The sequence below is a fragment of the Alistipes timonensis JC136 genome, assembly GCF_900107675.1.
GTDB lineage: Bacteria > Bacteroidota > Bacteroidia > Bacteroidales > Rikenellaceae > Alistipes > Alistipes timonensis.
The window spans coordinates 214,871-233,648 of record NZ_FNRI01000003.1 but is presented as its reverse complement, the minus strand read 5'-3'; the positions used below and the strand labels follow the sequence as shown (position 1 = coordinate 233,648).

Sequence of the window (18,778 nt, the reverse complement as noted above, 5' to 3'; positions counted from 1 at the left end):
GTTTTTTCGCATATCGCTGCAAATTTTGCTCCGCAGGCAATTTTTAATTCTTAATTTTTCATTTTTAATCGTTATTGAGCGCCTTTGGTGCTCAATAACCCGCAGGCGGCCTGAATGTCCTCGCCCCGCGAGGCGCGGATCGTGGTCTGAATGCCCCGGGCCGTCAGCGCGTCGCGGAAACGAATCATCGCCGCATCGTCCGGCGAGAAGTAGGGCGAATCGGGAATCTTGTGGAACCGGATCAGGTTGATGCGGCATTTGATGCCGTTCAACAGCCGCGTCAACTCCCGGATGTGGCGCGGCGAGTCGTTCAGCCCGCTCATCACGATATATTCGAACGACACCCGCCGCTGATGGGTGAAATCGTATTCGCGCAGGATGGCGGCGACCTCGGCGACGGGCCACGCCCGTTCGACGGGCATGATTTCGGCCCGCTCCTCGTGGAAAGGGTTGTGGAGGCTCACCGCGAGGTGGACCTTCGTGGCGTCGAGGAACCGCCGCAGCTCGGGCACGACGCCTGCCGTGGAGAGGGTGATGCGTGTCGGTGACCACCCGAAACCCCACTCGGCGGTGAGTATTTCGAGCGCCCGCAGCACCTCGCGGGTGTTGTCGAGCGGTTCGCCCATGCCCATGAAAACGACGTTGGTGAGCTTGTCGCGCTCGGGCAGCGAGACGATCTGGTTGAGGATCTCGGCCGCCGTGAGCGACCGTTGAAGCCCCTGCCGTCCCGTGGCGCAGAATTTACACCCCATGCGGCATCCGGCCTGCGACGAGACGCAGAGCGTGGCCCGCTCGCCGTCGGGGATGTAGGCCGATTCGATGAAATGACCTCCCGGGATGCGGAACAGGTATTTTTTGGTGCCGTCGGCCGATTCGGTGACCCGCTCCGGGGCGCTGAACGCCGGGGCGAACGCTTCGGCGAGCCGCTGGCGGTGCACGGCGGCGATGTCGGTCATCAGCAACGGGTCCTCCGTATGGCGGACGTAGAGCCAGCGGGCGATCTGCCGTGCGGCGAAACGCGGCATGCCCAGCCCGCCGCACAGGGCGGCGAGTTCCTCGGGCGTTTTGCCGTATAATGTTTCGCGGTCAGCCATTTTTTGTTGTTTTCAGAGCACTTTTACCCTACAAAAGTAGGCAAAAAACGAAGATTTTTGCACCCGGCTGTGCATTTTTGAATTTTTATCCATATATTTGTGGTGCATAGCGTGCCCATGCGCGCTTATACCCGAACAATTAAAAAAATTTATAATAGATGGAAATCAAAAAATCACCCAAGGCGGACCTTCAGAACAAGCGGGGTCTTCTGCTCGAAATCGGTCTTGTCGTTGCACTCGGTCTTGTGATCGGAGCATTCGCGTATACGCCGAAAGAGCGTACCATTGAAAAACTCGATTTGCAGACGGCTATCGTCGAAGAGGAGATCACCGAGATCACCCGTCAGGACCAGAAGCCGCCCGAGGCTCCCCGAAAGGTGGAGCTGAAGGTGATCACCGACCTGCTGCAGGTCGTGACCAACGACACGAAGATCACCACCGAGGTCGACTTCGCCGAGTTCGACGAGAATACCGAAGTGATTCAGCAGGTCGAGGTGGCCGAGGAGACCATCGAGGACGACCAGCCGTTCCTGATCGCCGAGACCATGCCTTCGTTCCAGGGCGGAGACCTCAATACTTTCCGCAACTGGGTGCAGCAGAACGTGAAGTTCCCGCAGATCGCCCTCGAGAACGGCATCCAGGGCCGTGTGGTCCTGTCGTTCGTGATCGAGAAGGACGGCCGTCTGACCAACATCCAGGTGTTGCAGACCCCCGACCGCTCGCTCTCCGAGGAGGCTATCCGCGTGCTGAGCAAGTCGCCGAAGTGGAGCCCGGGCAAGCAGCGTAACCAGGTGGTGCGTGTCAAATACACCCTCCCGGTAGACTTCCGCGTACAGAACTAATTCCGTCGGGAAATCGTAAATTCCGCCCGGCAGCCGGGTGGAATTTCGTTTTTAAATACGGCTGCCTCGATTCGCGTACCAACCTCTAAACCTGATTGATATGGAGACTAAAAAATCATTCAAGGCGGACCTTCGAAATAAGCGAGGCCTTTTGTTGGAGATCGGCTTGGTAGCGACACTTGTTCTGGTCGTTGCCGCTTTTGCCTATACGCCGAAAGAGTACCGGATCGAGCAATTCGGCCTGGCCTATGCGCCGGTCGAGGTGGAGATGACTGAAATCACCCGCGAGAAACCCCGCGAGGTGCCCCGTAAGATCGAGCTCAAAGCCTTTGCGGATGCGATCGAGATCGTCCGGAACGACCGGAAAATCCAGACGGATATTCCGTTTGATGAATTTGACGAGAATACGCCGATCGAGTTGATTCCGGTGGAGCCCGAACCGATCGTTGACGACGAGGTTTTCCTGGTGGCCGAGACGATGCCGTCGTTTATGGACGGAAGCATCGAAGCCTTCCGGAACTGGGTGATGCAGAACGTGAAATTCCCGCAGAGCGCCCTCGATAACGGCGTCTACGGTCGCGTGATTCTCTCGTTCGTGATCGACAAGGACGGACGCCTGACCAATATCGAGGTGTTGCAGTCGCCCGACCGTTCGTTGGCCGAAGAGGCGGTCCGCGTACTGAACAAATCGCCGAAATGGAGCCCGGGCAAGCAGCGTAACCAGACGGTACGTGTGAAATTCACCCTTCCGGTCGATTTTCGCGTACGGAATTGAGGCGTATGGCTCAACTTTTTGAGGGTATCCTGCTTTCGGGCGGATACCCTTATTTGTAGCATCGTGTTTGCAGCGCGATGACAAAGGTTCCGGAGTGAACCGGAATAAACGGATTTAAATGGTAAAGACAATTTTGGAAGAGAACAAAAATAATCCCGCGGCCGATGCTGCGGCACCGACCGATAACCGCGAACGCGCCGTGCTGGTCTCCGTCATCCGCGACAATCAGGACCCGCGGCAGGCCGGGGAGTTCCTCGACGAACTGGAGTTTCTGGCCGAGACGGCCGACATCCGTTCGGTGAAACGCTTCACCCAGCGATTGCCGCAGCCTTCGTCGCGCATCTACGTGGGACCGGGCAAACTGGAGGAGATTGCCGGGTATTGCAAGGAAAACGAGATCGACGTGGTGATCTTCGACGACGAGCTGTCCCCTTCGCAGACGCGCAACATCGAAAAGGAGATGCCCTGCCGCCTGCTGGACCGCACGCGCCTAATCCTCGATATCTTCATGTCCCGGGCCCAGACGGCCTATGCCAAGACGCAGGTGCAGCTGGCCAATTACGAATACATGCTGCCCCGGCTGTCGGGCATGTGGACCCACCTCGAACGTCAGCGGGGCGGTACGGGTACCCGCGGCGGCGCCGGTGAGCGCGAGATCGAGACCGACCGGCGTATCATCCGCAACCGCATTTCGAAATTGAAGGAGGACCTGAAGAAGATCGACCGCCAGATGGCCGTGCAGCGTTCGAACCGCGGTGCAATGGTCCGTGTGGCGTTGGTGGGCTATACCAACGTTGGCAAATCGACGCTGATGAACCTCATCTCCAAGAGCGAGGTCTTTGCCGAGAACAAACTCTTCGCCACGCTGGACACCACGGTCCGCAAGGTGGTGTTCGACAACCTGCCCTTCCTGCTGTCGGATACTGTGGGATTTATCCGAAAACTCCCCACGGAGCTGATTGAGTCGTTCAAATCAACGCTGGACGAGGTTCGCGAAGCCGATCTGCTGGTGCACGTGGTGGACATCTCGCACCCGCAGTTCGAGGAGCAGATCGACGTGGTGAAACAGACCTTGCAGGAGATCGGCGCGGGTGACAAGCCGGTCTATCTGGTCTTCAACAAGGTCGACGCCTATACGTATGTTGAAAAGGACGAGGACGACCTGACGCCCCCTACGCGCGAGAACCGTTCGCTGGATGAATTGAAGCAGAGCTGGATCGCACGTGCCAATACGCCCTGCATTTTCCTCTCGGCGCGGACGAAGGCCAACCTCGAGAAGTTCCGTTCGGACCTCTACGGCATGGTGCGTGAGATCCATGCCGGACGCTATCCGTTCAACAATTTCCTCTATTGACAACCAAACCTACATCCAGTTTATGACGTTGCATATCCTTTCCGAGCAGAACACGGTTCTCAACAAATTCATCGCCCAGATCCGTGACAAACAGATTCAGAAGGACTCGATGCGTTTCCGCCGCAATATGGAGCGTATCGGCGAGATCACGGCCTACGAGATTTCGAAGGCGCTCAACTACAAACCGTGCGTGGTCGAGACGCCGCTGGGCGAAGCCACCGTCGAGATGATCGACGACCAGTTGGTCGTGGCGACGATCCTCCGTGCGGGGCTTCCCTACCACCAGGGTTTTCTGAATTACTTTGATGACGCGCAAAATGCTTTCGTGTCGGCCTACCGCAAGAGCACCAAGGACGGCAAGTTCACCGTGAAGGTCGAGTACATTTCGTGCGGCAGCCTGGAGGGCAAGACGCTGCTGCTGGTCGATCCGATGCTGGCCACGGGGTCGTCGCTCGTGCTGACCTACAATGCGCTGTGCGAGAAGGGCGGCACTCCCGCCTATACCCATGTCGCGGCGGTCGTGGCCAGCGAGCAGGGGCTCGACTATGCGATGAAGAACATGCCGCGCAAGACCACGACCATCTGGACGGCGGTCGTCGACGAGGAGTTGACCTCGCGGTCCTACATCGTCCCCGGCATCGGAGATGCGGGGGATTTGGCTTACGGCGAAAAAATATAGTTTTTCGATTTCAGCGGGCATTTTTCGCACTTCCCTCGCGGGACGAAACAGTCACATACTCCTGTATGCTCCAGCTTCGCCCCACTTCACGAAGCACGAAACCTGCACTCCCTGAAATCAAAAAATATGAATAAGTAATGCGCCGAAAACTCGCTTTCCTCGTTGCCGTGTTCTGTGCGACCGTTGTGATGATGGCCGTGCAGAAGCCCGTCTTCATGGCTTATTACGCCGTGGAGGCATCCGGAGCAGGCTTTCGCGGGTGGATCGACGTGCTGTGGCACGGGCTGACGCTCGACCTCACGGTCGCAGGCTATGTCACCGTGTTGCCGATTCTCGTGACGCTGTTCTCGCTGTGGCTCCGCCTGCCGGAAAAGGTGTGGTGGGGTGTGCTGACGGCCTGGTTCGTGCTGGTCGCCGTGGTGACGGCCGTGATCTTCGCCGTCGACATTGCGCTGTACGAGCATTGGGGGTTCCGCATTGATGCGACGGTGTTGATCTACCTCACCGATCCCGAGGAGGCGATGGCGAGCGTCGATTTCTGGCTCGGGGTGCGGCAAACGCTGCTGGCGGCGGTCTATGCCGCGGGGATGATCTGGGTTTACCGCCGCATCCTCGGCGTTTTCGACGGCCGGCCGGTCGGCTGGCGGGTCGCTTTGCCGGGCAGCGTCGCCGTCGTGATGCTTGCCGGATTCGATTTCCTGGCCATCCGCGGCGGTACGGGGGCTTCGGTGGCCAATGTCTCGAAGGTCTATTTCAGCCCGACGCAGTTCTTGAACCATGCCGCCACGAATCCCGTCTTCTCGTTTCTCTCCAGTTTGGGCGACCGGGTCGATTATGCCGATGAATATCCTTTCTTTGAAGAACCCGTGCGTGCCGCGAAGTTCGACGCCCTGCGGGGCAACGGTCCGGCTGCGGGACCCACGGAGCCGGTGCTGAACACCGCGCGGCCTAACGTCGTGATCGTCATTTTGGAGAGTTTCGCCCGCACGGTCATGGACGCCGAGGTCGGCGGGGAACCCGTGATGCCCTATATGCAGCGGTTGAAGAGAGAGGGCGTCTGGTTCGAGAATTTCTTCGCCAACTCGTTCCGCACCGATCGCGGGGAGGTGGCGATCCTGAGCGGATTCCCGGCGCAGACGCGCATGTCGGTCATGAAACTCCCGGCCAAGAGCCGCAGCCTGCCTTCGGTGGCCCGTTCGCTGGCCGGAGAGGGCTATGCGACGAGTTTTGCCTATGGCGGCGACCTCAATTTCACGAATCAGGCCTCCTACATGTACGCTACGGGGTGGCAGGAGTTGGTCTGGCAGAAGGACCTGCGTTTCGACGCTCCTGCGGCCGATTGGGGTTACGACGATGCGCTGATGTGCGACTGGTTTGCCGACCGGGTGATCGCGCTGAGCGATGCCGGAAAACCGTTCCTCGCGGGACTGCTGACGCTGAGCAGCCACACGCCTTTCGACGTTCCCTACTCGAAATTCGACGACAAGGTGCTGAACGCCATGGCCTTTTCCGACGAATGTGTCGGGAAGATGATCGACCGCCTGAAAGCCTCTCCCGCATGGAAGGACCTGCTCGTGGTGCTGGTCGCCGACCACAGCTACCCCTATCCGCGGACGCTGACCTACAACGAGCCGCTGCGCCACCGCATTCCGATGATCTGGACGGGTGGAGCGGTTGCGGAACCGCGCGTTGTGGAGGATTATGCCGCGCAGATCGACATTGCCGCGACGCTGCTGGCCCAGTTGGGCATTGCGCACGACGATTTCGATTACAGCAAGGATATTTTCGCACCGACCCCCCCCCGCAAGTTTGCCTATTACACCTTCAACGACGGTTTCGGCGTGGTCGATGCCTCGGGCGAGGCGGTGTGGGATGCGACGGGCGACCGGGTGGTGACGGCGACGAATCCCGAACTGCTCGATGTCGGCCGCACGATGTTGCAGACGACTTACGTGGATATCGGAAACCGCTGAAAATACCGTGTTTTAGGTATTGCGGCACGGGCCTTGTCCGGATATCTTTGTGCACAGGAAATAATACCTATATTTATGTATAAAAATGGTGGATATACGGGCGACGACAGGATGTGCGACCTGGTGTGCGACCGTTATGCCGTGTTGCAGGTGATGAGCCGCTTCGGAATCGCGCTGGGGTTCGGCGACAAGACGATCGCCGAGGTGTGCGCCGAAAACAAGGTCGATGCGGCGACATTCCTCGCGGTGGTCAATATGCTGATGAATTTCGGCAACGGAGCCGAACTGGCCGGCGAGGTCTCGGTCCGGTCGCTGACCGACTACCTGCACAACTCGCACAGCTATTTTCTCGATTTCCGCCTGCCGGCTATCCGCCGCAAGTTGATCGAGGCGGTCGACTGCGCCCAGAGCGACGTAGCGTTTGCCATCATGCGCTTTTTCGACGAATATGCCGCCGAGGTCCAGCGCCATATGTCCTACGAGGAGCAGACGGTTTTTCCCTATGTCGAGTCGCTGCTCGCGGGCGAGAAGAGTTCGGCCTATTCGATGGATATTTTCCGCCGCCAGCACGATCAGGTGGACATCAAACTGCGCGAACTGAAGAACATCATCATCAAATACTATCCTTCGGGCAGTACGAACGAGCTGAACGGCGTGCTGTTCGACATCTTCAACTGCGAGCACGAACTCGCGTCGCACAACGCCGTCGAGGACGACATCTTTATTCCGGCCGTCGAACGGCTGGCGGCGAAGGGACCCCGCGCCGTGAAGCCCGAGCCGCTGAGCGCCCGCGAGAAGGAGATTATCGTCTGCGTGGTGAAGGGCATGACCAACAAGCAGATTGCCGACGCCCTCTGCATCTCGGCCCACACCGTCATCACCCACCGCCGCAACATCGCCGCCAAATTGCAGATTCACTCCGCGGCGGGGCTTACGATCTATGCCATCGTCAATAAACTGGTCGAACTGTCCGAGATCAAAGACACCATAACCGATTTGCAGCCATGACACACGAACATCACCACCACGATCATACGGTCACCTCGCTCAACAAGGCGTTCATCTGGGGTATCGCCCTCAATGTGGGCTTCGTCATCGTCGAATTCGCCGTCGGCCTCTACTACGGTTCGATGGGCCTGCTGTCCGACGCCGGGCACAACCTCTCCGACGTGGCCGGCCTGCTGCTGGCCATGCTGGCGTTCCGGCTGGCCCAGGCCCGGGCAACGCCCAAATACACCTACGGCTATAAGAAAAGCACGGTGCTGATTTCGCTGTTGAACTCCGTGATCCTGCTCATCGCTGTCGGCGTCATCGTCGCCGAGAGTATCGGGCGCATGATACATCCCGAACCGGTCGTCGGCGGCGCCATCGCCTGGACCGCGGGAGTCGGCGTGGTGATAAACGGCTTTACGGCATGGCTTTTCGTGAAGGACAAGGACCGCGACCTGAATGTCAAAGGCGCCTACCTGCACATGGCTGCCGATGCGCTGGTGTCGGTCGGAGTGCTGGTCTCGGGCCTCGTGATCTCGTGGACCGGCTGGACCGTCGTCGACCCGATCGTGGGGCTTGTCGTCGCCGGGGTGATCGTGGCTTCGGTCTGGTCGCTGACCCGCGACAGCCTGCGCCTTTCGCTCGACGGAGTTCCCGGAGGCATCGACGTTGCCGAGATCGAACGAACGATGACGGCCGTTCCGGGTGTCAGGGCGGTTCATCACATCCACGTCTGGGCTATCAGCACGACCGAAAACGCCCTTACGGCGCATGTCGTGCTCGACAGCCTTTCCCGGATGGAGGAGGTGAAACACGCCCTGAAGGAGTTGTTGGAGCATGCGGGAATTCCCCATGCGACGCTCGAATTCGAATCCGCCACGGAACAATGTTGCGATTTCCACGACTGAATTGTGTAGTTGGACGAAATCGGTTGAATGAAAGACGTAATTTTGCCCTTAAACGTTAGGCCCGGTGTTGATTTTTTCAGAAAAGGGTGCAATCTTTGTCGTCGAAGAAGAATGAATTCAAAGAAGTGAAGTGACGCAAAAGCTTTATGAAGGGAGGCGGACGGCTGAAAAGCCGTCCGTCCTTTTTTTTGCGCGTGTCGTCAGGGCACGGGATCGTAGCCGCTGCCGCCCCACGGATGGCATTTGGACAGCCGCCGCACGGTGAGCCACAACCCTTTCAGGGGGCCGTATTTGCGCAGCGCTTCGAGGGCGTACTGCGAACACGTGGGGGTGAAACGGCACGACGGAGGCGTGAAGGGCGAGATGCAGAGTTGATAGAACTGCACCAGCACGATCAGCGGAAAGGCGCACACCCGTTTAAAGATGCTCCACGACCGATTCCAGAATCCTGCGGACGGCATTTGCGACGGTTTTATACGGCAGCACCTCCTTCGACGAATAGATCAGCGCCAGGTCCAGGTTGACCTGCGCGCCGTTGTGCACGATCTGTTTTTGCAGGCGGTAGGCCTCCTTCGCGCGGCGGCGCAGGAGGTTGCGTTTGTTGGCCCGTTTGTGGAACTTCTTGGGGACGGAGAACATCACCTCGACCGACTGCTCGGCGTCGGGTTCGGCGAACCAGACGTAGCGGAACGGGAAGATGAAACCGCTCTCACCGCTCTCGAACATACGGCGTATGACACCGAGCGAACGGAGCCTTTCGGTGCGGGGCAGTGAGTTTGCAGACATGGCGGCAGGGGGCTTTGGACCGCTGTTATTTGCGGGGTTCCGTGCCGGGGCGGCGTGTGCGGCTCTTCTTGGCCAGCTTGTTTTGCTGGCTGCGGATGAACTCCTCCTTGCGGGCGTCGGCCACCAACTCGACGGGTTCCGGCTCCTCGCCTTTCTGCACTTTCTGCAGGAAGATGTCAATGGCTTTGACCATCGAGGGGGCTTCGGCCGTCGGGGCGTTGGCCAGCACGGTGATTCCGGCCGCAATGGCTGCGCGCAGCGTGCTTTCGCCGAAGACGGCGATGGCCGGCAGGTTGTCGGTGCCGAATTTCTCGACGAGGGTTTTGATGTCCGACGGCGAGTAAAGCGCCAGCAGGCCGTAATCGGCCAGTTTTACGTCTTCCAGGTCCCCGGCGACCGTACGGGCCAGGATGACCGGGCTGACCGACAGTTTGAGCTTGGCGAGCGTTTCAGGCAGCTCGGGGCGGTGGGGTTCGCTCAGCGCCAGCAGGAGCTTCTCCTCCTTGTGTTTGATGATCAGCTCGACGAGCGAGGTGAACGATCCGTCGGCAAACGAGATTTTGCGCTTGCGGTAGACGATGTATTTCTGCAGGTAGAGCGCCACGGCCTCCGTCTGGCAGATGTATTTCATGGTTTCGGGCACGGTGATGCGCGCCTCTTCGCAGATATGGAAAAAGCTGTCGACCGTCGTGCGCGATGTGAAGATGACGGCGGTGTGCGAGAGTATTTCGACCCGTTGGGCGCGAAACTCCTTCAGGGAGACGCCGACGACGCGGATGAAGGGTTTGTAGGCGATCTCTACGTGGTATTTCTGGGACAATTCGTAGAACGGGGATTTTTCAATAACTGCAGGCCTCGGCTGCGAAACCAGTACACTCTTTACTTTCAACGTTGCGAATAATTTAGGTTTGTTGTTGCTGGGTCATCTCACCGAGAGCAACCACAAAAGGCTGATTGGAAAGATTTCCACTGTGCAAAGGTACAAAAACCAATGCAAAATCGAAATTTTTTTAGTAATAAACAGATTTAACGTCTCCCGGAGGTATAAACCGGCTGTTATGGCCAACTCGATGATAATGATGCAAAACCATACGCCTCCGGTACCCCGGGGGCAGAGTGCGAAAAGCAGCAGCACGGGCGAAGTGACGATCACTCCCAGGGCGAAATAGGTGCGTTTCAGCAGTACGAGCTGCGAGATGAATGGCTGTGAGATCGTGACGGCCCCCGCCAGACGGACGACGGCCATCTGGTAAGCGACCACGCCGCAGCAGGCCGCCGTCGCCAGCAGGCTCAGGGCCAGCACGGCGCCGTGCGACAGGGTCTCTCCGAGCCGGCTCGGCATCAGCGAATCGCCGTATTTGACCACCATGACTCCCATGAAAAGCATGCCGATGGCCGTTGCGATATTCAGGAAGCGCGAGAAGCCGCTGCCGCCCGGGTCTTCCGAGAGCCGCTGCCCGGTGGCCGTGTCGCGCGAGATGCGGTCGAGCAGCGTGCGCACGTCGCCCAGGTTGCGGTAGAGCAGCATGGCATAGGTCGCCGCGAGCAGCAGCACGAAACTCTGGAAAACGGCGTTTTCCGTGAGTGAAATCGGCTCGGCGGATTGCATCCGCAGCGGCCGGACCGTGACCGACGCTTCTCCGAAAAGGGCCGCCGACGTGGTGTCGCGCCAGACGGAGCACGATTCCGTTTCGGTCGCGCGGAAATCCCGGAAAAACAGCGTGTCGGCCGCCGTCTGCCCGACCGAATCCACGGCCGGTGCGGGGATGCTGTCCGCAGGTGCGTGCAGTGCCGCGCTGTCGGGTCCGCCTGCCGCCGAATCCGCCGCAGGCCCGGCTGTCACGCTATGTGCCGGCGAGTCGACCATCAGGCGAAGATGCGTTTGAGGGTGATACGGATGGTGGTTCCCTTACCGATTTCGGAGTCTATGACGGCGATCCGGCCCTGGTGGTAGTCTTCGACGATGCGCCTCGAGAGTGACAGCCCGAGGCCCCAGCCGCGGGTCTTGGTCGTGAATCCCGGTTCGAAGATGCGTTTCCAGTTACTTTTGGGAATGCCCTTGCCGGTGTCTTTGACGTCGATGATGACGTGCTGGTCGTCCGAGGAGATCCTTACGTCGATGGCCCCGTGTCCTTGCAGGGCGTCGAGCGAGTTTTTCATCAGGTTTTCCACGACCCATTCGAACAGCGCGGCGTTGATGTTGGCCTGCACCGGGGCGATGGCCAGTCCGTTGTAGTCGAGGGTCACGTTGCGGGGAATGCGCTTGCGGAAATACATGACCGATTCGCCCACCACCTCGTTGATGTTGGCTGGGGTGAGCGGCGTTTCGGAGCCGATCTTCGAGAAGCGGTCCACGATCTTCATCAGATGCGTGAGGTCTTTGTTCATCTCCTCCACGGCGGTCTGATCGACGTTCTGCGAACGCAGGTATTCGATCCATCCGAGCAGCGACGAGGTGGGCGTACCCAATTGGTGCGCGGTCTCCTTGGCCAGTCCGATCCACACGCGGTTCTGCTCGTCGTGCTTCGACGAGCGGAAGGCGATGAATCCCAGCGCGATGAAGGCCGTGATGACGAGCAGCTGCACGTAGGGGAAATAGTAGAGCGATTTGAGCAGCGCCGACCGGCCGTAAAAAATGATATGGTAATGCTGCGACGACCAGAGGAAATTTACCGGAATCGGGGTGTTTTCCTGGGTGAACTTGTCGATCTGCCGCCGCAGCCGGTCGGGATGGTCGATGATCTTGTCCGGTACGAGGTGCGAGTTGATGACCTCGAGGTTCTCGTTGGTGATGATGAACGGGATATTGTTGCCGTTGGACATGATGTCCGTCACGAGCGGGTCCTGAATGGTGCCGCCCAGCACGTCGCGGCTCACGCGTTCGATGGCGTGGGCCCACAGGGCCACGTCGTGCTGCTCCTTCCATTTGAGCCGCTGGGCCATGTTGTTGGTGTAGAGCAGCGACACGGCGCCGAGCGTCACCCCGACGACGATCACCACCACGCGGTTGCGGAACGAGAAATATTTCGTGCTGAGCTTCATGGCGCGGGGCTATTTGCGCTGGGTGTCCTGCTCGCGGGTGATGCGGGCGTACTCTTCGGGATTTTCCAGCACCCCGATCGCCTGCTTCACCTCCTTGTCCCCGGGCAGCGAGTGCTCGATCACGCCGGCCTGATAGCCGTAGCGCATCACGATGTCGTTGTTGATCGCCTCGACGACCTGTTTGCGGTAGGTTTCGAGGTTGGTCTGCGTGTCGTCCTTCAACTCGGCCTCCACCTGTTCGAACTTGTTCTTCAGTTCGGCGAAACGGTCGTCCTCGGCGGCTTTCTTCAGCGCTTTGAGCGCCCGGCGGGTATCCGATTCGTAGGGTACTTTCTTCCCTTTCATGAACTCCGCGAAATCGGCGTAGTCCCGGTCCGTGATCGAGAAGGTGCGTATGTCAATCTTTTGGCCCGGGTTGCGGCGCATGTATTCGTCGCCGAAATCCTCGATGAATCCCATCGCATAGAGCGTCATGGCGAAGCGCGAGATATACTCCGGATCGGTGCGGATGTCGGGCATCACGCCGCCGCCGTCATAGACCTTGCGGCCCGCCCTGGTCGAGAACTCCGAGATGAGCGAGTCGGGGACCACGCGCACCGAACCCTCCTGCGAGTGGGAGTAGTCGATGGCCTGGATGCAGCGGCCCGAGGGGATGTAGTATTTGGCCGTCGTGAGTTTCAGCATGGTGTTGTAACCCAGCGGGCGGGTCGCCTGCACGAGCCCCTTGCCGAAACTGCGCTGGCCGATCAGCACCGCGCGGTCGAGGTCCTGCAGGGCTCCGGCGACGATCTCGGCCGCCGAAGCCGAATTGCCGTTGACGAGCACGGCCAGCGGCAGGTCGGGGAGTATGGGCTCCGAATCGGTGCGGAACGTCTGTTTCGAGGCCTCCGAGCGCCCTTTGGTGCTCAATACCTCCGTGCCCTTGGGGACGAACATCCCCAGAATTTTGATCGCTTCCTGCATGATGCCGCCGCCGTTCGAGCGGTAGTCGAGCACGAGCCCTTTCAGGTCGCCCTCCCTGCGCAAATCTTCGATGGCCGCGCGCAGCTCCTCGTAACACCCTTCGGTAAAATCGCTGTGGCGGATGTAGCCGATGCCGTCGGCGACCCATCCGGCATAGGGTACGCCCGGAATGGCGATGCGCTCGCGGCGGATCGTCGCGGTCTGCTGCGTGCCGTCGAGGTGTTCGACAGTGACTTTGACCTTGCTTCCCGGTTCGCCTTTGAGGCGTGAGGAGACCTGCTCGGTGGTGAAGCCTTTGGCCTCCTTGCCGTCGATCGAGAGGATTTTGTCGCCGATCTTCAGCCCGGCCTTGTCGGCGGGCGAACCCTCATAGGGCTGGGCGATGCGCACATAGTCGTCCTTCTGGCGGATGAGCGACCCGATGCCGCCGTACTTGCCCGTGGTGAGCAGTTCGAAATCCTGCATCCCCTCTTCGGGAATGTACTCCGTGTAGGGGTCGAGGTCGTTGACCATGCCCGCGGCGGCTCCTTCCATCAGCTTGTCGGGGTCCACCGGATCGACGTAGTTGAGCGACAGTTCGCGCATCATGTTGACGGTGATCTCCATGTTGCGGCCCAGCCCGAAGTCGTTGCGGGCGGCGAAGGTCATGAGGCCTGCGGCGGCGACAGCCGCGGCCGCGATGAGCAGGTAACGGTATTTTCTAATCATTGCGCGTCATGTGTATGTACGAATCGAGGCGGTACTGCACCCGGGCGACGCCGCGGCGGATGCCGTCGAGCACGATCCACTGTCCGTACTGTGAAACTTTTATTTCGTCTTCACCCAGCAGCATGAGTTTCTGCAGGATGGTGTCGGCGCGGAAGACCATCACCCCGTCCTCCTCGCTGCGGAGCGAAAATCCCGACGAGCGGAATGCGTTGACGATCTGCTGGCGGTTCTCCTCCACGTCGCCCTCTACCTTGCGTTCGACGAACCCGAATCGGGGATAGAGGGCCGCCAGCACCACGATCGCCGTGAACAGCATCAGGTAGCGGTCGGTGTGGAACATGGCGTAGAGCGTGTCGTCGAGCGACAGCGCCGAGGTTCTGGTCATCAGCATCAGCCCCATCAGGACTATACAGAGAACGCACAGGGCGCAAAAATATTTTAACGAACGGACGAAGTATTTCATAGCGGAAATTTTTAATTTTTCATTTTTAATTTTTCATTGAGATTGCCGATAGCATCGGCAACCTCCTGCATCAGCCATTTGGGGGTCGATGTGGCGCCGCAGATGCCCACCGAGGCGATGCCGTCGAACCATTCGGGTTCGATTTCGCTCGCTTCCTCGACGACGTGCGTCCGAGGATTGGCCCTGCGGCACACCTCCGAGAGCACTTTGCCGTTCGACGATTTGCGGCCGCAGACGAAGACCACGGCATCGAACCGTCCCGAGAACTCCGTGAGGTGCTGTTCGCGGTTCGATACCTGCCGGCAGATCGTGTCGTCGATGTACACCTGGTCCGGATCGGCGGCCCGGCGGCGCATCTCGGCCCCCAGCTCCTCGAACAGCGCGATGCTCTGCGTGGTCTGCGAAAGGAAGTAGACCGGACGCGCAAAGTCGATCAGCGACAGGTCCTCCGCCCTTTCGACCACGATCGTCGGGTCCGGAACCTGCCCCGTGAGCCCCACCACCTCGGCGTGGCCCCGCTTGCCGAGGATCACGACCTGGCCGCCTGTCGGAAGCATCCGCTCGTGGGCCTCCTTCACCCGCCGTTGGAGGCGGGCGACCACCGGACAGGTGGCGTCGATCACCTCGATGCCCAGTTCCCGGGCCGCGGCGTATGTCGTAGGGGGCTCTCCGTGGGCGCGGATGAAGAGCCGGCAGCCCGCGAGGCGCGGCATGTCGGCGTGGGTGACGGTCCGCAGTCCCAACTGTTCGAGGCGTTGGACTTCGATGCGGTTGTGGACGATGTCGCCGAGCGAATAGACCGTGCTGCCGCTCCCGAGGGCGCGTTCGGCCTCCGTGATTGCGCGGACAACGCCGAAGCAGAAGCCCGATTTATCGTCGATCTCGATACGCATAACTGCGTAATTAAAAATTGAGAATGAAAAATTAAAAATTAGTTGTGAGCCGATTCCGGTTTGCAAACCGAGACCTATGCCGTCGGATTTTTAATTCTTAATTTTTCATTTTTAATTGGAACTCGTTCATAAACCACGCCATCTGCTCGTCGACGGTCATGTGGCTGTTGTCGAGCACGACGGCATCGTCGGCCTGGCGCAGCGGCGAGATTGCCCGGCTCATGTCGGCCTTGTCCCGCTCGCGGATGTTGCGTTCGACCTCCTCCATCGTCACCGTCATACCCTTTCCTGTCAGCTCCTTGTAGCGGCGGCAGGCACGCACGGCGGGGTCCGCCGTCATGAAGATCTTCAGCTCGGCGTCGGGGAAGACCACCGTGCCGATGTCGCGGCCGTCCATCACCACCCCGCGGCGGCGTCCCATCTCCTGCTGCATGGCCACCAGCTTGCTGCGCACCTCGGGGATGGCGCTCACGCGGCTCACGCAGTTCGAAACCTCGATGGTGCGGATCTTGCCCTCGGCCAGGTCGCCGTCGACATAGATGTCGCTGGCGCCGCGCTCGGGGTTGAAGCGGAACGTGATGGATATCTTGTCGAGCTGCTTCACGACGGCCTCTTCGTCGACGATGCCCGAACGGATCGCCCCGTGTTCGAGGGCGTAGAGCGTGACGGCGCGGTACATGGCGCCCGTGTCGATGAAGATGTAGCCCAGGCGGGCTGCGATGGCCTTGGCGAAGGTGCTCTTGCCGCACGACGAAAATCCGTCGACGGCAATGATGATTTTATGCTTAGTGTCCGACATTTGGGAATATATCAAAGAAGGTCGATAATATGGTGTAAACTCCTAATATGCCGATGATAAGGCCCGCGACGTGGTTGATCGTGAGCATATGCCGCGGGCGGAACCGGCGGCGGAAGAGGTTGATGACGAAGGCCAGCAGGGTCCACCATCCCACGGCGCCGCCGAAGAATCCGGCGATGACGAACAGCGAACGCATGAAGCCTCCGAACGTATGGTCGGCCATGTCGCCGCCCGAGATTTTGAAGACGGCGAAGAAGGCGAGGATATAGGGGATCACCATGATGAAGTTGGCGATCGTGAGTCCGAAGATCGAGACGAAATCCTGCCACAGCGATGTTTTGCCGGCTCGGTTGCGGCGAATCTGCGGCACGGGGTTCTGGGCGAAGATGAAGACCCCGACGATCACGACGAAGATGCCGCCGATCACGCGCAGCAGCGTGTTGTACTGCTCGATCTGGGTCTGGAGCATCGAGTAGAAGAACAGCGCGGCCATGGCCATGAACGTATCGGCGCAGGCGACGCCGATGCCCGAGACAATCCCCGAACGGCGGCTTTTCGACAGCGTCCGCTGGATGCAGAGCACCGCCACGGGACCTACCGTGATGGAAGCAGCTACACCTACACAGATGCCGCGGAACAGGGTTTCGACGATTTCCAATGCCATTTTTCCGGTTTGCAGTTTTTTTAGACGTCAAAGATACGAAAAAGCCGTCAATCCGCCTATGAAAAGGCGAAAAAAGGGCGCAACGGGTTGTTCCGAAAGGCCGATATGTTGATAAAATATCGAAAACTTTGGCTCCATGCTTGCATATTCTCCCCTGAAAGTGAATATTTTTGCACAAACACTCCACACTATGGCAGAGATGAAACAATTCGGTATCGACCTTGAACTGGACGACGCCGTGGCCCAGGGCCATTATTCCAACCTGGCGATCATATCGCACTCTACCTCGGAATTCATCATCGACTTCGCTACGGTCCTTCCCGGCGTGCAGAAAGCGCGCGTCAAAAGCCGCATCATCCTTACGCCCGAGCACGCCAAACGCCTGCTGCGGTCGTTGCAGGACAACATCGTGCGCTACGAGAGCAACGTGGGCAAGATCGAGATCCCGACCCCTCCGCCCACGCCCGAAGCGGGGCCCAAGATGGGGCAGGCATAGAAAGGAAAAGTCCGGAGCGGCCGCGCCCCGGACTTTTTCATTTCGTTCCGCGCTTCGTTACAGCGCCTCGCCGACGACGTAGGTGCTGCCGCCGATGAAGATCATGTCGCCCTCCGACGCCAGTTCCCGGGCGCGGGCTATGGCGGCCGTCACCTCCTCCACCGCTTCGCCGTGCAGGCCGTAGATGGCGGCTTTCGCCGTCAGTTCCGCGGCCGGGAGTGAACGCTCCGAATGCGCCTGGGTGAAGATGTAGTGAGCGTCGTGCGGCAGCAGGGGCAGGATGTGCGCCAGGTCCTTGTCGCGTACGAACCCGATTACGCAATAGAGCGCTTTGTGGGGCGTCGCCTTAAGCTGTTCGGCCACATAGGCGATGCCGTGGGCGTTGTGTCCCGTGTCGCAGACCGTGAGGGGGGCTTCCGCGAGCGTCTGCCAGCGGCCCAGCAGCGCCGTGTTGGCCGCCGCGCAGCACATTCCTTCGAGGTAGGCGCGGCGGGAGATCGTCAGCGGCGTCTCCTCGTGCAGGAAGTCGATCGCCGCCGAAGCCGTCACGATATTGCGGCACTGGTAGCTGCCTTGCAGGTCGAGCAGGACGTCGAAATCCCGGTTGTCGCGCGTGCGGCGCAGGTGGAAATACTGGCGGTTGCCCTCGGGGCGATGATCTTCGCAGACAAACTCCTGCTCGGCGTAGATCACGTGCGACTTGTTGGCCGCGGCGGCCTGTTCGATGACCTCGTTGTAGCGGATGTCCGCTTCGCCGACGATCACCGGAATGCTCTTTTTGATGATCCCCGCCTTTTCCGCGGCGATCTTCTGGAGCGTGTCGCCCAGCAGTCCCGTGTGTTCGAGTCCGATGTTGGTGATGACGCTCAGGATCGGCACGATGATATTCGTGGCGTCGAGCCGGCCCCCGAGTCCCGTCTCGATCACGGCCACCTCGACATCGCTCTGCGCGAAGTAGTCGAAGGCCATCGCGGCGGTCATTTCGAAGAACGACAACTCCAGTTCGACCATCTTGTCGTGGTGTTTGTCCACGAAATTCACCACTTTCTGCTTGGGGATCATTTCGCCGTCGACGCGGATGCGTTCACGGAAGTCCTGCAGGTGGGGCGAGGTGAAGAGTCCCGTGCGGTATCCCGCCTGCTCCAGCACCGAGGCGATGATGTGGGCCACGGAGCCTTTGCCGTTGGTGCCGGCCACGTGGATCGTGAAAAAGTTCCGCTGGGGGTTGCCCAGGTGGCGGCAGAATGCGGTGATACGCTCCAATCCCGGTTTGTAGGCCATTGCGCCGTTGGTTTCGAAAGCGGGCAACGATTGAAAGAGGAATTCGAGGGTTTGGGTGTAGTTCATGA

The 18,778-nt window shown here is 59.6% G+C and carries 20 protein-coding genes; 8 read left to right on the top strand and 12 right to left on the bottom strand.

Annotation, left to right across the window (positions count from 1 at the left end; genetic code table 11):
• Positions 1 to 71 precede the first annotated feature (71 nt).
• Positions 72 to 1,094, bottom strand: coding sequence for a dual-specificity RNA methyltransferase RlmN (rlmN, locus tag BLU78_RS05420; RefSeq protein ID WP_010261616.1), 1,023 nt, complete (start codon positions 1,092 to 1,094; stop codon positions 72 to 74).
• A 158-nt stretch (positions 1,095 to 1,252) separates the two neighbouring features.
• Between rlmN and BLU78_RS05415 the strand changes: the two genes are divergently transcribed.
• The 7 genes from BLU78_RS05415 to BLU78_RS05385 all read left to right on the top strand — a co-directional run bounded on the left by BLU78_RS05415 (position 1,253) and on the right by BLU78_RS05385 (position 8,615).
• Positions 1,253 to 1,936 (top strand): energy transducer TonB, encoded by a 684-nt coding sequence (locus BLU78_RS05415; RefSeq protein WP_010261612.1) that lies wholly within the window; start codon positions 1,253 to 1,255, stop codon positions 1,934 to 1,936.
• A 100-nt stretch (positions 1,937 to 2,036) separates the two neighbouring features.
• Positions 2,037 to 2,711 carry an energy transducer TonB gene (locus BLU78_RS05410; protein WP_026020694.1) on the top strand — a complete coding sequence of 225 codons (675 nt, stop codon included), beginning with the start codon at positions 2,037 to 2,039 and terminating at the stop codon, positions 2,709 to 2,711.
• 133 nt (positions 2,712 to 2,844) lie between these two features.
• Positions 2,845 to 4,065, top strand: coding sequence for a GTPase HflX (hflX, locus tag BLU78_RS05405; protein ID WP_026020693.1), 1,221 nt, complete (start codon positions 2,845 to 2,847; stop codon positions 4,063 to 4,065).
• 22 nt (positions 4,066 to 4,087) lie between these two features.
• Positions 4,088 to 4,744 (top strand): uracil phosphoribosyltransferase, encoded by a 657-nt coding sequence (gene upp, locus BLU78_RS05400; RefSeq protein ID WP_010261601.1) that lies wholly within the window; start codon positions 4,088 to 4,090, stop codon positions 4,742 to 4,744.
• Between the two features lie 137 nt (positions 4,745 to 4,881).
• Positions 4,882 to 6,717 carry an LTA synthase family protein gene (locus tag BLU78_RS05395; protein ID WP_010261598.1) on the top strand — a complete coding sequence of 612 codons (1,836 nt, stop codon included), beginning with the start codon at positions 4,882 to 4,884 and terminating at the stop codon, positions 6,715 to 6,717.
• 75 nt (positions 6,718 to 6,792) lie between these two features.
• Complete coding sequence (locus BLU78_RS05390; RefSeq protein ID WP_010261595.1) at positions 6,793 to 7,725, top strand: helix-turn-helix transcriptional regulator; 933 nt, start codon at positions 6,793 to 6,795, stop codon at positions 7,723 to 7,725.
• Positions 7,722 to 8,615: a cation diffusion facilitator family transporter gene (locus BLU78_RS05385; protein WP_010261592.1), complete on the top strand. Its 894-nt coding sequence runs from the start codon at positions 7,722 to 7,724 to the stop codon at positions 8,613 to 8,615. The genes BLU78_RS05390 and BLU78_RS05385 overlap by 4 nt, the downstream gene beginning before the upstream one ends.
• 200 nt (positions 8,616 to 8,815) lie before the next feature.
• Here BLU78_RS05385 and yidD read toward each other — a convergent pair whose 3' ends face one another.
• The 10 genes from yidD to BLU78_RS05335 form a co-directional block, all read right to left on the bottom strand.
• The gene (gene yidD / locus BLU78_RS05380; RefSeq protein WP_044106350.1) at positions 8,816 to 9,076 is read right to left on the bottom strand and encodes a membrane protein insertion efficiency factor YidD; all 261 of its coding nucleotides are present in this window, start codon (positions 9,074 to 9,076) and stop codon (positions 8,816 to 8,818) included.
• Positions 9,033 to 9,341, bottom strand: coding sequence for a ribonuclease P protein component (locus tag BLU78_RS05375; RefSeq protein WP_010261585.1), 309 nt, complete (start codon positions 9,339 to 9,341; stop codon positions 9,033 to 9,035). The genes yidD and BLU78_RS05375 overlap by 44 nt, the downstream gene beginning before the upstream one ends.
• Before the next feature lie 85 nt (positions 9,342 to 9,426).
• On the bottom strand, positions 9,427 to 10,221 hold the full coding sequence (locus BLU78_RS05370) for a uroporphyrinogen-III synthase (protein ID WP_010261584.1): 795 nt from the start codon (positions 10,219 to 10,221) through the stop codon (positions 9,427 to 9,429).
• A gap of 102 nt (positions 10,222 to 10,323) precedes the next feature.
• Entirely contained in the window at positions 10,324 to 11,268 is a 945-nt protein-coding gene (locus BLU78_RS05365; protein ID WP_010261581.1) for a DUF4271 domain-containing protein, read from the bottom strand.
• On the bottom strand, positions 11,268 to 12,443 hold the full coding sequence (locus BLU78_RS05360; protein ID WP_010261579.1) for a sensor histidine kinase: 1,176 nt from the start codon (positions 12,441 to 12,443) through the stop codon (positions 11,268 to 11,270). The genes BLU78_RS05365 and BLU78_RS05360 overlap by 1 nt, the downstream gene beginning before the upstream one ends.
• Before the next feature lie 9 nt (positions 12,444 to 12,452).
• Positions 12,453 to 14,114, bottom strand: coding sequence for a S41 family peptidase (locus BLU78_RS05355; RefSeq protein ID WP_010261577.1), 1,662 nt, complete (start codon positions 14,112 to 14,114; stop codon positions 12,453 to 12,455).
• Positions 14,107 to 14,577: a hypothetical protein gene (locus BLU78_RS05350; protein WP_010261575.1), complete on the bottom strand. Its 471-nt coding sequence runs from the start codon at positions 14,575 to 14,577 to the stop codon at positions 14,107 to 14,109. Before BLU78_RS05350 ends, BLU78_RS05355 begins: the two co-directional genes overlap by 8 nt.
• 11 nt (positions 14,578 to 14,588) lie before the next feature.
• Positions 14,589 to 15,470, bottom strand: coding sequence for a 4-hydroxy-3-methylbut-2-enyl diphosphate reductase (locus BLU78_RS05345; protein ID WP_010261572.1), 882 nt, complete (start codon positions 15,468 to 15,470; stop codon positions 14,589 to 14,591).
• A 97-nt stretch (positions 15,471 to 15,567) separates the two neighbouring features.
• Entirely contained in the window at positions 15,568 to 16,269 is a 702-nt protein-coding gene (gene cmk / locus BLU78_RS05340; RefSeq protein WP_010261569.1) for a (d)CMP kinase, read from the bottom strand.
• Positions 16,256 to 16,933: a LysE family translocator gene (locus BLU78_RS05335; RefSeq protein WP_010261566.1), complete on the bottom strand. Its 678-nt coding sequence runs from the start codon at positions 16,931 to 16,933 to the stop codon at positions 16,256 to 16,258. Before BLU78_RS05335 ends, cmk begins: the two co-directional genes overlap by 14 nt.
• Positions 16,934 to 17,123: 190 nt before the next feature.
• On the opposite strand from BLU78_RS05335, the gene BLU78_RS05330 reads away from it, so the two are divergent.
• Positions 17,124 to 17,429 (top strand): DUF3467 domain-containing protein, encoded by a 306-nt coding sequence (locus BLU78_RS05330; protein ID WP_010261564.1) that lies wholly within the window; start codon positions 17,124 to 17,126, stop codon positions 17,427 to 17,429.
• A gap of 57 nt (positions 17,430 to 17,486) precedes the next feature.
• Here the strand turns inward: BLU78_RS05330 and BLU78_RS05325 are convergent, their stop codons facing one another.
• Entirely contained in the window at positions 17,487 to 18,776 is a 1,290-nt protein-coding gene (locus tag BLU78_RS05325; RefSeq protein ID WP_010261562.1) for a bifunctional folylpolyglutamate synthase/dihydrofolate synthase, read from the bottom strand.
• Between the last annotated feature and the right edge of the window lie 2 nt (positions 18,777 to 18,778).

Coding starts and splice junctions, on each gene's coding strand:
- rlmN (WP_010261616.1), bottom strand. CDS start 1,094: ATGGCTGACCGCGAAACATTATACGGCAAAACGCCCGAGGAACTCGCC.
- BLU78_RS05325 (WP_010261562.1), bottom strand. CDS start 18,776: ATGAACTACACCCAAACCCTCGAATTCCTCTTTCAATCGTTGCCCGCT.
- BLU78_RS05360 (WP_010261579.1), bottom strand. CDS start 12,443: ATGAAGCTCAGCACGAAATATTTCTCGTTCCGCAACCGCGTGGTGGTG.
- BLU78_RS05390 (WP_010261595.1), top strand. CDS start 6,793: ATGTATAAAAATGGTGGATATACGGGCGACGACAGGATGTGCGACCTG.
- BLU78_RS05345 (WP_010261572.1), bottom strand. CDS start 15,470: ATGCGTATCGAGATCGACGATAAATCGGGCTTCTGCTTCGGCGTTGTC.
- yidD (WP_044106350.1), bottom strand. CDS start 9,076: ATGCCGTCCGCAGGATTCTGGAATCGGTCGTGGAGCATCTTTAAACGG.
- cmk (WP_010261569.1), bottom strand. CDS start 16,269: ATGTCGGACACTAAGCATAAAATCATCATTGCCGTCGACGGATTTTCG.
- upp (WP_010261601.1), top strand. CDS start 4,088: ATGACGTTGCATATCCTTTCCGAGCAGAACACGGTTCTCAACAAATTC.
- BLU78_RS05375 (WP_010261585.1), bottom strand. CDS start 9,341: ATGTTCGAGAGCGGTGAGAGCGGTTTCATCTTCCCGTTCCGCTACGTC.
- BLU78_RS05355 (WP_010261577.1), bottom strand. CDS start 14,114: ATGATTAGAAAATACCGTTACCTGCTCATCGCGGCCGCGGCTGTCGCC.
- BLU78_RS05415 (WP_010261612.1), top strand. CDS start 1,253: ATGGAAATCAAAAAATCACCCAAGGCGGACCTTCAGAACAAGCGGGGT.
- BLU78_RS05350 (WP_010261575.1), bottom strand. CDS start 14,577: ATGAAATACTTCGTCCGTTCGTTAAAATATTTTTGCGCCCTGTGCGTT.
- BLU78_RS05335 (WP_010261566.1), bottom strand. CDS start 16,933: ATGGCATTGGAAATCGTCGAAACCCTGTTCCGCGGCATCTGTGTAGGT.
- BLU78_RS05365 (WP_010261581.1), bottom strand. CDS start 11,268: ATGGTCGACTCGCCGGCACATAGCGTGACAGCCGGGCCTGCGGCGGAT.
- BLU78_RS05395 (WP_010261598.1), top strand. CDS start 4,882: ATGCGCCGAAAACTCGCTTTCCTCGTTGCCGTGTTCTGTGCGACCGTT.
- BLU78_RS05385 (WP_010261592.1), top strand. CDS start 7,722: ATGACACACGAACATCACCACCACGATCATACGGTCACCTCGCTCAAC.
- BLU78_RS05330 (WP_010261564.1), top strand. CDS start 17,124: ATGGCAGAGATGAAACAATTCGGTATCGACCTTGAACTGGACGACGCC.
- BLU78_RS05410 (WP_026020694.1), top strand. CDS start 2,037: ATGGAGACTAAAAAATCATTCAAGGCGGACCTTCGAAATAAGCGAGGC.